The organism is Duganella sp. AC917 (genome assembly GCF_979258245.1).
On record NZ_OZ409848.1, the window covers coordinates 5,613,983 to 5,626,610 of the forward strand.

The 12,628-nt window shown below is 65.3% G+C and carries 4 protein-coding genes; 2 read left to right on the forward strand and 2 right to left on the reverse strand.

What is annotated here, in order from left to right; translation table 11 throughout:
* Positions 1-49: 49 nt before the first annotated feature.
* Positions 50-538, reverse strand: a complete 489-nt coding sequence (locus ACZ0BA_RS24600; RefSeq protein ID WP_463453763.1) for an Lrp/AsnC family transcriptional regulator — start codon at positions 536-538, stop codon at positions 50-52.
* A gap of 181 nt (positions 539-719) precedes the next feature.
* Here ACZ0BA_RS24600 and ACZ0BA_RS24605 point away from each other — a divergent pair, with 181 nt between their 5' ends.
* Positions 720-2,816 carry an aminotransferase class V-fold PLP-dependent enzyme gene (locus tag ACZ0BA_RS24605; RefSeq protein ID WP_463453764.1) on the forward strand — a complete coding sequence of 699 codons (2,097 nt, stop codon included), beginning with the start codon at positions 720-722 and terminating at the stop codon, positions 2,814-2,816.
* A 247-nt stretch (positions 2,817-3,063) separates the two neighbouring features.
* A complete protein-coding gene (locus tag ACZ0BA_RS24610; RefSeq protein ID WP_463454824.1) occupies positions 3,064-11,868 on the forward strand; it encodes a GH36-type glycosyl hydrolase domain-containing protein in 8,805 nt (2,934 codons plus the stop codon).
* 182 nt (positions 11,869-12,050) lie between these two features.
* On the opposite strand, the gene ACZ0BA_RS24615 is transcribed toward ACZ0BA_RS24610, so the two are convergent.
* Positions 12,051-12,626 (reverse strand): TMEM165/GDT1 family protein, encoded by a 576-nt coding sequence (locus ACZ0BA_RS24615; RefSeq protein WP_463453765.1) that lies wholly within the window; start codon positions 12,624-12,626, stop codon positions 12,051-12,053.
* Positions 12,627-12,628 lie beyond the last annotated feature (2 nt).

Genomic DNA, 12,628 nt, shown 5'->3' on the forward strand with positions numbered 1-12,628 from the left:
ATGAGTATTTGAAATAACCATTATCCCATGTAGAGCCTGTCCCTGCACCTTATTGGTGCGGCACGTGGTGCGACATCAGCTCCAGCGGCAGCGCGGTGGTGTATTTAATCTGTTCCATCGAGAACGCCGACGAGACGCCGGTCAGCTGGCCGACCTTGATCAGGCGCTTGTAAAACGCGTCGTAGCCGTCGATGTCCGTGGTGACGACCTTGAGCAGGTAATCGACGTCGCCGCTCATGCGGTGGAATTCCTGCACCTCCGGCAACGCCATGACAGCTGCGGCGAATCGGTCGAGCCACTTGGCGTCGTGCTGGCCGGTGCGCACGCTGACATACACGGTGACCGGCAGGCCGACCTTGCGCCGGTTGACGATGGCGACGCGGCTTTCGATATAGCCTTCCTCTTCCAGGCGCTTGACCCGTTTCCAGCACGGCGTGCTGGACAGGCCAACCTTCTCGCTGAGCGCGGCGATCGAGAGCGTGCCGTCGACTTGCAGCGCGGCGAGGATGGCACAGTCGAATTTATCGAGTGAATTCATGTTGAATAGGGCAAAAAGAATGGCGCTGTGTGCTGGCAAAAAGATGATTCTTTCTAAATTATAGTTCAGCGTAGCATAGCCATGCTAAATATACCGCTAATGGCAGACTATTTTGGCATGTTTTCTCCGTAGGCCTTGGTTAAACTGTTCAGCTGACCGATCCTTCTTCGCAGCGCACACCATGACCACTGAAATCTACCTTGACGGCAACGCCACCACCGCCGTTCTGCCCGCCGCCATCGGCGCGGCCATCGACGCCATGGGCCAACGCTTCGGCAATCCCAGCAGCACCCACGCCACCGGACTCCAGGCCAAAGCCGTGCTGGACCAGGCGCGTGCGTGCGCGGTGCGCCTGCTGGGTGTCGGCGAAGGCCGCTTGATGTTCAACAGCGGCGCAACCGAAGGCATCCAGACCTCGGTGCTGTCGGCCCTGGTCGCCTTGCGCGAGCGTCAGGCGCGCGGCGAGGCCATCGGCAGCCTGCTGGTCTACGGCGCGACCGAACACAAGGCAGTGCCGGAAAGCCTGGCCCATTGGAACCGCTTACTGGGCTTGAACCTCACCTTGCACAAGTTGCCGGTCGACGCCAGCGGCGCCCACGATTTGGTGCTGCTGAGGCAAGTGGCCGGCTCGGCCGCGCTGATCTGCACCATGGCCGCCAACAACGAAACCGGTGTCGTCAGCGATCTCGACGGTATCGAGGCCGTCATCAGGGAGACCGGCACCGCCGCCTACTGGATGGTCGACTGCGTTCAGGCGCTGGGCAAGCTGACGTTGGACCTGTCCGCCACCCGCATCGACTACGCGCCATTTTCCGGCCACAAACTCTACGCGCCCAAAGGCATCGGCATGCTGTACGTGCGCGCCGGCGCGCCGTTCACGCCGCTGATCATGGGCGGCGGCCAGGAGGCGGGCCAGCGTTCCGGCACCGAGAACATGGCCGGCATCGCCGCGCTCGGTACCGTGCTGGCCGCGCTCGAACGCGGCGACACCTTCCGCAGTCACGACGAGCTGTGGCGCTTCCGCGCGCGGCTGGCCGACAGCCTGCGCGCCGCCTTGCCTGGCATCGTGTTCAACAATCCGTTCGACAAGGCGTTGCCGACCACGCTCAACTTCTCCGTGCCAGGGCTGTCGAGCCGCGAGCTGATGGATGTGTTCGACGCTGCCCAAGTGCGCGTCAGCGCCGGCAGCGCCTGCTCGTCGTCCAAGGCCGCGCCCAGCTACGTGCTCGACGCGATGGGCGTGCCGCTGTGGCGCAGCGCCGGCGCCATCCGCATGTCGTTCGGCCCGCTGGCGGACGAGGAGACCATTGCCGCAGCCTGTGCCCGCATCGAGCGCTGCGGCGCCGCGCTGCGCGCCAGTTGCCTGATCGCATCGGAGGGTGCCGCCGTGCCGCACGACGGTTTGCTGCAACTGGGCGTCGAAGGCGCGTGCAGCTGGCTGCTGCTGGACGCGGCCAGCGGCAGTTGCGTGGTCATCGATCCGTTGCCGGAAATGACGCCGCGCATCGCCTCGTACGTGCGCTGCCAAAATTATCGCGTGCTGGCCGTCGTCGGCACCATGCCGGACGCCGGCCGCCAGTTGCTGGTGGACGCGTTGGGCGATCACTATGTTGCCGCCCCGGTGGACGAGTTCGGTTGGCCGTCCGAGGCGCTGTCGATGGTGACGTTGGAGAGCGGCGCGGCCGCGCGCGTGATCGCGTTGGGCGAACAAGTGCTGGCCCGCGTTGTCATCGGCCCCGACAACGCGTCGCGCGCATATCTGCTGGGTGCTGCCGATGGCGGCTGCATGCCGGCCGCTTCAGTGCGTTTCGTGTTCAGCGCCGGTTCGGACGACGAAGCGTTGCCGGCGCTCAGCGGAACGCGCACGCTGCTGTGCCCGACCCGCGACGACCAGAATCAGTTCTGTGCCAGCATGACAAAGCACTCAGCGGCAATGTTGACTGCCGAGGCGCAACTGCCCATGCAGTCCGACATGCAGCTTGATCGCGCCGCGCTCGATGCGTTTTTGCGCGCGCATCCGGACACCGTTTTGATCGATGTGCGCGAGGCCTACGAGTTCGCGGCCACCGCCGTGCCCGGTCCGGGAGGCCATGTGGCATATAGCGTGCCTTTAAGTCGCCTGGCTGGACAGGCCAGCGAATGGTTGCACGGCGAACAGCGGCCGCTCGTGTTTTTCTGTCGCAGCGGCAACCGCAGTATGAAAGCGACCCAATGCCTGCGTCGCCTCGGCTACGATCAAGCGTACAGCCTGAGCGGCGGTTTGGCACTGGCCGCGTAGCAACCACCGACGTTAAAATGCAAGTCACCCAAGGGGCCCGAGGGGCCCTTTTCTTTTGCTCCAACGCTTGCTCACTCAGCAGTATGTTCGCCACCGTACAGTGACTTTTCGTGCGCCACCGTACGATGCCTTAGCACATAATTTCCCATTCGCAGATTCGTCGCGCCCGTAGCCGGAGCGCGTGCCGCGTCTCGCATGCAACAGAGCGAGGTATAAGTTGAAAAAGTCCAATCCCCTACTGCCCGAGATGACGCTCGGTTTCCGCGAATCAACTACAGCGTCCCTGGTCTCCGATGAAGATGACGAAGACCTGCCCTTACGCGCGGAACTTTTCAGCGCCGCGCAGATGGGCGCGCATGGCAAAACGCTGGCGGCCCACCACGAACTGAGCACGCGCGGCGGTCCCGACCAATTGCTGTCGCGGCTGTCGGAAAACGCCGACTTCATCAACACGACCTGTGACGAACTGACCGAGGCCGTCAAGGCCGGCCGGCAGATCACGCCGGCATCGGAATGGCTGCTCGATAACTTCTACCTGATCGAAGAGCAGATCCGCATCGCCCGCCGCCACCTGCCCAAGGATTACAGCAAGGAGCTGCCGCGCCTGAGCCGCGGCGCGCCGGAAGGCTGCCCGCGCGTCTACAAGCTGGCGCTGGAAATCATCTCGCACGGCGACGGCCGCGTCGATCCGGAATCGCTGCGCCGCTTTGTGATCGCCTACCAGGAAATCGCGCCGCTCAAGCTGGGCGAATTGTGGGCGATTCCGATCATGCTGCGCCTCGCGCTGATCGAGAACCTGCGCCGCGTGGCCGTGCGTGTGGCCGACAACCGCGCCGACCGCGATCTGGCCAACGGCTGGGCGGACCAGATGACCGAGGTGGTGGAAAAAAATCCGAGCGGCCTGATTTTGATGGTGGCCGACATGGCCCGTTCCAATCCGCCGATCACCAGCGCGTTTGTCGCCGAACTGGCGCGCCGTTTGCAAGGACAAAGCTCGGCGCTGACCTTGGCGCTGTCGTGGATCACGCACCGCCTGGCCGAATCGGGCCACACCATCGAACAGCAGATCCAGGCCGAGATCCAGCAGCAGGCCGCCGAACAGGTTTCGATCGCCAACAGCATCGGCAGCCTGCGCTTCCTCGGCACCATGGACTGGCAGGAGTTCGTCGAGACCATGAGCTTGGTCGAACAGACCTTGCGCCAGGACCCGGCCGGCGTCTATGGCAAGATGGAGTTCGCCACGCGCGACCACTACCGCCATTCGGTCGAGAAGATCTCCAAGCATTCGCGCCTGTCGGAAGTCGAAGTGGCGCAGCAAGCCTTGCAGCTGGCCATGGCGAACGCCAACAGCGGCGATGAACGCCACAGCCACGTCGGTTTCTATTTGATCGGCCGCGGCCTGCCCGCGCTGGAAAAGCAGACCGGCATGCGCCGTCCGTGGCGTGAAGTGTTCCGCCACACGTCGGGCGCCTCGCCGCTCACTTCATACCTTGGCGCGATCGCCGCGATCACTTTTGTCGCCACCGCGCTGCTGCTGGAACGCGCCGCCTTCCATGGCGTGAACGGCATCGTGCTGGTGGCGTTGGGCGTGCTGGCGCTGCTGGGCAGCAGCCAGCTGGCGCTGAGCCTCGTAAACTGGGTGACCACGCAGATCACCCATCCCAATCCGCTGCCGCGCATGGACCTCGAAGACGGCATTCCCGCCGAGGGCAGGGCGCTGGTGGTGGTGCCGACGCTGGCCTACAGCAAGGATAATATCGAGGAGTTGTGCGAGCAGCTGGAAGTGCGCTTCCTGGCCAATCGCGATCCCAACCTGGTGTTTTGCCTGCTGACCGATTTCGCCGACGCCCCGGCCGAGACCCTGCCGGGCGACGCCGCGCTGCTCGAGCAGATGCAGCTCCGGATCGAACAACTTAACCGCAAATACGCCATCCACCCAAGTGGCGACCCGGCCACGCCGTTCCTGCTGCTGCACCGCCCGCGCTTGTGGAATCCGCAAGAAGGCGCGTGGATGGGCTACGAACGCAAACGCGGCAAGCTGCAGGATCTGAACCGCTTCCTGCGCAGCGGTGCGCGCGACAAATTCTCGGTCGTCGTCGGCGATGTCAGCCAGCTCGAAAGCATCAAGTACGTCATCACGCTCGATACCGATACCCAGCTGCCGCGCGACGCGGCGGCGCAGTTCATCGCCACCATGATGCATCCGCTGAACCGCCCGCGCGTTGACGCGGTGCGCGGCTGCGTGGTCGAAGGCTACGGCATCCTGCAACCGCGCGTGGCCGTCAGCCTGCCGAGCGAAAACGCGTCGCACTATGAAAAATTATGCGGCGGCGAGCCGGGTATCGACCCGTACACCCGCACCGTCTCGGATGTCTACCAGGACGTGTTCCTGGAAGGCTCCTTCATCGGCAAGGGCATCTACGATGTCGACGTCTTCGAGCAAGTGCTGGGACACCGCCTGCCCGACAACCAGGTGCTGAGCCACGATCTGCTGGAAGGCTGCTACCTGCGCGCCGGCTTGCTGAGCGACGCACAACTGTATGAAGAATATCCAAGCCGTTACAGCGATGACGTCAGCCGCCGCCAGCGCTGGATACGCGGCGACTGGCAGCTGATCTCGTGGCTGTTCGGCCGCGTGCCGGGCCCCGGCCGCAAGCGCGAGAAAAATCCGCTGTCGCTGCTGTCGCGCTGGAAGCTGTTCGACAATCTGCGCCGCAGCCTGACTGCGCCGGCGCTGGTGCTGTCGCTGATCGTTGCCTGGCGCTGGCTGCCCGACCCGTGGTTGTGGACCGGCGCCGTGCTGACCGTGATCTTCCTGCCGCCGTTTGTCAGCGCGCTGCACGACCTGCTGCACCGGCCCAAGGACACGTTATGGAGCCAGCATCTGCGCGCGAGCATGCGCCGCACCGGCCTGCACTTCTCGCACGCGATATTGATGCTGGTGTTCCTGCCGTACGAGGCTTACTTCAGCCTTGACGCGATCGTGCGCAGCGTCTACCGCATGCTCGTTTCGCACCGCCACATGCTCGAGTGGCGCGCCTCGGCGCTGTCACGCACCGGCGCCAACGCCAGCACCTGGGTCAGAATGTGGCCGGCGCCTGTGCTGGCGCTGTTCATCGGCGGCATGCTGCTCGGTTGGCGTCCCGCCAGCCTGGCGCCGGCCGCGCTGTTCCTGCTGGCGTGGCTGGTGGCGCCGGCCGTGGCGGACTGGATCAGCCGTCCGATCAAGCGCAAGGACGCGCAGCTGTCGCCGGAGCAGAGTGTCTTCCTGCACAAGCTGGCGCGCCGCACCTGGGCGTATTTCGACCGCTTCGTCGGCCCGGACGACAACTGGCTCCCGCCCGATAACATGCAGGAGCATCCGGTACAGGTGATCGCCCATCGCACCTCGCCGACCAATATCGGCATGGCGTTGCTGGCCAACCTGAGCGCGTGCGACTTCGGCTACATCACGGTGTCGCAACTGATCGCGCGCACCAGCGCCACGCTCGACGCGATGGACAAGCTGGAACGCCACCAGGGACACTTCTACAACTGGTACGACACCCAAACCCTCAAGCCGCTTCACCCGATCTATATATCGACGGTCGATAGCGGCAATCTGGCCGGCCACCTGCTGACGTTGCAGCCCGGCCTGACCGGCATGTTCGACCAGCCGGTCGTCGGCCCTCAAATCATCGATGGCATGCTGGCCACGGTGCGCGTGCTCGAAGAGACGCTCGACGAAGCCGCCATCGCCCGCACGCAGGCCGGCAGCATCGCGGGTGCCAACGCCATCAGCGCTACCAGCGCCGCCGGCGCCGACGGCGTCGCACCTTCCGTCGCCAGCCAGGGTGCCGAATCCATCGTCATGTCGCCGGATCTGTCGCCGCTGCTGGCGCTACTGGCCGCGAAGCCCGATCCTACCCATCTTCAGCAATTGAACGGATGGCTGGTGCTGGCCGCGCAGGCGGCTGAAGCACTGCACGCGCAGGTCGACCCGCAAAGCGACGCCGCGATGTGGAGCGCCTCGCTGGTCCAACAAAGCCACGCCGCCCTCGACGAGCTGGCGGTGTTGACGCCATGGGTCAACCTGTCGGCCGATACCTTGTTCGACACCAGCATGACGCGCGTGCCGACGCTGCGCGAGCTTGCCAGCCTGTCCAACGCCACCGCCGCCATTCCGGTGACCGACCTGGCCCCGGCCGAACGCGAACGCCAGCATCAACTGGCGCAGCTGCTCGAGCAGGGCAGCGCCGCAGCGCACGGGCGCATGCGCGCGCTGGCCGAACTGGCGCAGCGCAGTTGCGGATTCGCCCAGATGGAATATGGCTTCCTGTACAACGAGACCACCAATCTGCTGGCGATCGGCTACAACGTCAGCGAGCGTCGCCTGGACGCCAGCTACTACGATTTGCTGGCCTCAGAAGTGCGGCTGGCCAGCTTCATCGCCATCGCCCAGGGCCAGCTGCCGCAGGACCACTGGTTCGCGCTGGGCCGCCAACTGTGCATCGTCGCCGGCAAGCCGGTGCTGCTGTCCTGGAGCGGCTCGATGTTCGAGTACCTGATGCCGCTGCTGGTGATGCCGAACTACCCGAGCACCTTGCTCGACCAGACCTACAACGCCGTCATCGACGCCCAGATCGACTACGCCAAGAACCGCGGCGTGCCGTGGGGGATCTCCGAATCTGGCTACAACACCGTCGATACCAGCCTTAATTACCAGTACCGCGCCTTCGGTGTTCCAGGCCTGGGCCTCAAGCGGGGCCTGGCCGACGACCTGGTGATCGCGCCTTACGCGACCATGATGGGATTGATGGTGCAGCCGGAAGCGGCTTGCCTGAACCTGCAGAAGATGGCGGGACTGGGCTTCATGGGCCGCTACGGCTTCTACGAAGCGATCGACTACACCGCCTCGCGCCTGCCGCGTGGCCAGAGCTGCGCCGTGGTGCGCTCGTTCATGGTCCACCACCAGGGTATGGGCCTGTTATCGCTCAGCTATCTGCTGCACGACCGGCCGATGCAGCGCCGCTTCGAATCCGACCCGCTGCTGCAATCGACCCTGCTGGTGCTGCAGGAACGCAGCCCGCAGGCTGGCGCCTTTTATTCCAACACCACCGATCTGGCGGCGTTGCGTTCGACCGTGCCCGATCAGCAGGCCGCGCCGATGCGCGTGCTGACCCAGCACAGCACACCGGTGCCGGAAACCCAGCTGCTGTCGAACGGTCGCTATCACGTCATGGTCACCAACGCCGGCGGCAGCTACAGCCGCTGGCGCGACCTGGCCGTGACCCGCTGGCGTGAAGACAGCACCCGCGACAACTGGGGTAACTTCTGCTATGTGCGCGACCTCGACGACGGCCAGTTCTGGTCCACCACCTACCAACCGACCCTGGTCGACCCGCGTAAATACGAAGTGATCTTCTCGGAAGGGCGCGCAGAATTCCGCCGCTCCGACCGCGGCATGGACCTGTACACGGAAATCGTGGTCTCGCCGGAAGACGACATCGAATTGCGCCGCACCCGCATCACCAACAAGAGCGACAGCGTGCGCACCATCGAGGTGACCAGCTACGCCGAGGTGGTGATGGCGCCGGCGGCGGCCGATGCCGCCCACCCGGCCTTCAGCAAACTGTTCGTGCAAACGGAGATCCTGCGCGACCAGCAGGCGATCCTGTGCACGCGCCGTCCGCGCGGCGGCGATGAGGCCATGCCGTTTATGCTGCATTCGATGACGGTGCACGACGCGCCGGTGGTCGAAGTGTCTTTCGAGACCGACCGTTCGCGCTTCCTCGGTCGCGGCAACACGGCCGCCGCGCCGCGCGCGCTGCTGGAAAGCGGGCCGCTGGACGGCGCCGAAGGCTCGGTGCTCGATCCGGTTGTGGCGATCCGTTACACGATCACCCTCAAGCCGGACCAGACGGCCACCGTCGATATCGTCACCGGCATGACCGAGCAGCGCGACGCCGCGCTGCACCTGATCGACAAATACCAGGACCGCCACCTGGCAGACCGCACCTTCGAACTGGCGTGGACCCACAGCCAGGTCGTGCTGCGCCAGCTCAACGCCAGCGAGGCGGACGCGCAGTTGTACGGCCGCCTGGCCAACTCGGTCATCTACCCGAACGCCGCGCTGCGCGCCGACGTTGGTACCCTGGTCAAGAACCATCGCGGTCAATCAGGCCTGTGGGCGTACGCGATCTCCGGCGACTTGCCGATCGTGCTGCTGCAGATCCGCGACCCGGCCAACATCGATCTGGTACGCCAGATGGTGCAGGCGCATGCCTATTGGCGCCTCAAAGGCCTGGTGGTCGACCTTGTGATCTGGTATGAAGACCAGTCGGGATACCGCCAGCTGCTGCACGAGCAAATCATGGGATTGATCGCCTCCGGCATCGACGCGCAGGCGGTCGACCGCCCGGGCGGTATTTTCGTCCGCCTGGCCGACCAGATCTCCAACGAGGACCGCATCCTGCTGCAGTCGGTGGCGCGCGCCATCCTCAGCGACACCCGTGGTCCGCTGGCCGAACAGATCAAGCGTCCGGGCCCGCAATCGATGCGTATGCCGCCATTGCTGGCGGACGGACGTGGCGAGTACGGCGAGGTCATTCCATCAGCGCGTCCGGCGCGCGCGCTGATGCTGGAAAACGGCATCGGCGGCTTCACGCCGGACGGCCGCGAATACGTGATCACCACACGCGAAGGCCAGCGCACGCCCGCGCCGTGGTCCAACGTGCTGGCCAATCCGCAGTTCGGCACCGTGATCTCTGAGAGCGGCCAGGCCTACACCTGGCACGAGAACGCGCATGAATACCGCCTGACGCCATGGCACAACGATCCGGTCAGCGACGCCAGCGGCGAAGCTTTCTATGTACGCGACGAGCAGACCGGCGAGTTCTGGTCGCCCGCCGCGCTGCCTGCGCGCGGCGCCGGCGACTATGTCACGCGCCACGGTTTCGGCTACAGCGTGTTCGAACATAGCGAGAACGGCATCGCCACCGAGATGACCACCTTCGTCTCGACGGACGCACCGATCAAGTACACCGTGATCAAGGTGCGCAACGATACGCTTGTGGCGCGCAAGCTCACGGTCACCGGCTATGTGGAATGGGTGCTGGGCGATATGCGTTCCAAGTCCGGCATGCACATACTCACCGAGGTCGATCCGGTCAGCGGCGCGATGTTCGCCCGCAATCCGTACAACACCGAGTTCACCGGCCGCGTCGCCTTCTTCAATTGCGACGCCAGCCTGCGCTCGATCACCGGCGACCGTGCTGAATTCCTCGGCCGTAACGGCTCGCTGTCCGCGCCGGCCGCGCTGCGCCGCTCGCGCCTCTCCGGCAAGGTCGGCGCGGGGCTCGACGCCTGCGCCGCCATCCAGGCGCCGTTCGACCTGCTGCCGGGCCAGGAGCGAGAGATCGTCTTCGTGCTTGGTGTGGCCGGCCGCCGTAACGCCGACGCCAGCAGCCTGGTACAAAAACATCGCAGCGCAGGCGCCGCGCAAGAGGCTCTGGCCGCCGTTCACGCGCATTGGGAAAAAACCCTGGGCGCGGTACGCATCGAGACGCCGGAACCGGAGCTCGACGTCATCGCCAACGGCTGGTTGATGTATCAAACCATCGCCTGCCGCATTTGGGCCCGCAGCGGCTATTACCAGTCGGGTGGAGCGTTCGGCTTCCGCGACCAGCTGCAGGACGCGATGGCGACCATCCACACGCAGCCACACCTGCTGCGCGACCAGCTGCTGCTGTGCGGCGCCCACCAGTTCCTCGAGGGCGACGTGCAGCACTGGTGGCATCCGCCGTCGGACCGTGGCGTGCGCACGCACTGCTCGGACGATTATCTGTGGCTGCCGCTGGGCGCCTGGCGCTATATCGCCAGCACCGGCGACATGAGCGTACTGGAGGAAAGCCTGCCATACCTGGAAGGGCGCGCGGTCAAGCCGGAAGAGGATTCCTACTACGACCTGCCAAGCCGCTCGGGCCAGAGCGGCACCTTGTACGAGCATTGCGTGCAGGCGATCCGTCACGGCCTGCGTTTCGGCGAACACGGACTGCCGCTGATCGGCTCCTGCGACTGGAACGACGGCATGGACAAGGTGGGCGAGCATGGCAAAGGCGAAAGCGTCTGGCTGGCCTTCTTCCTGTGCGAAGTGCTGCAACGCTTCGCCGACGTCGCCGACATGAAGGACGACAGCGTGTTCGCGGCCGAGTGCCGCGAGGAGGCCAGGAAGCTGGCCGCCAACGTCGAGTTGAACGCCTGGGACGGCGAGTGGTACCGCCGCGCCTATTTCGACGACGGCACGCCGCTCGGCTCCCACACCAACGAGGAATGCCAGATCGATTCGATCTCGCAGAGCTGGGGCGTGCTGTCCGGCGCGGCCGATCCGGCGCGCGTGCGCGGCGCCATGGAGCAGGTCAACCAACGCCTGGTGCGCCGCGATTCCGGCATCATCCAGCTGCTCGATCCACCGTTCGACAAGGCTGGCCCGAATCCGGGCTACATCCGCGGTTATGTGCCGGGCGTGCGCGAGAACGGCGGCCAATACACCCACGCCGCGATCTGGACCGCGATGGCGTTCGCCCGCCTGGGCGATACCGAACGCGCGTGGGAACTGGCGCGCATGATCAACCCGGTCATGCACGGCGGGACGGCGGAGGGCACGGCCAGGTACAAGGTCGAGCCGTACGTGGTCACGGCCGACGTCTACGCGGTGGCGCCGCACGTGGGGCGCGGCGGCTGGAGCTGGTACACCGGTTCTTCGGGCTGGATGTACCGTCTGATCATCGAGTCCCTGCTTGGCCTGACGCGCAGCGCGCAGCAACTGACGCTGACGCCACGCATGCCGGCCGGCTGGAACACGTTCACGCTGACCTACCGCTACGAGACATCGTCGTATGTGATCCGCGTGGTGTACGACGACAGTGCCAACGCCAGCGCGGTGCCGGTGCTGACGGTCGACGGCGTGCCGCAGCAGGAGCAGGTGATCGCGCTGATCGACACTGGCATGACCCACCAGGTCGAACTGCGTTTGCCCGCACGGCCGGCCATTCCCGCAAAAGAGCTGCCGTAATCGTCGGGGTCAAGTCTGTCATTCGGACACGGCCTCATCCTTAAGGCGCTCGCAGGGCTGAGCTTGTGTCCGAATGACCGTAATCGCCGGGGTCAAGTCTGTCATTCGGACACGGCCCCATCCTTAAGGCGCTCGCAGGGCTGAGCTTGTGTCCGAATGACAGACTTGACCCCGGGTTGGGGTTAGACGCCCAGGCTGGCGCCGGCGCCCAACAGCGTCGCCACGCCGAGCAGCGCGAAGACGGCGGCGGCGATGCCGTGCACCAGCTTGAGCGAGACCCGGTTGGCGATCCGGTCGCCGAGGTAGACCGCCGGCACATTGGCGATCATCATGCCGAGGGTGGTGCCGCAGACGACGGCCACCAGCGCGTCGTAGCGCGCGGCCAGCGCCACCGTGGCCACCTGCGTCTTGTCGCCCATCTCGGCGACGAAGAAGGCGATCAGGGTGGTCATGAACACGCCGTAACCCGCCAGCCGGGTATCCTCGTCATCGAGCTTGTCGGGCACCAAAGTCCATGCGGCCATCGCCAGGAACGACGCGCCCAGCACCCAACGCAAGGTGTCGGGCCCCAGCAGGCCGGTGATCCAGGTGCCGATGGCCGCCGCGAACGCGTGGTTGGCGATGGTGGCGATGAAAATGGCGGCAATGATGGGCAGCGGGCGCCGGAATTTGGCGGCCAGGACGAAAGCGAGCAGCTGGGTTTTGTCGCCGATTTCTGCGAGAGCGACAATGCCGGTGGAGACGAGGAATGCTTCCATGA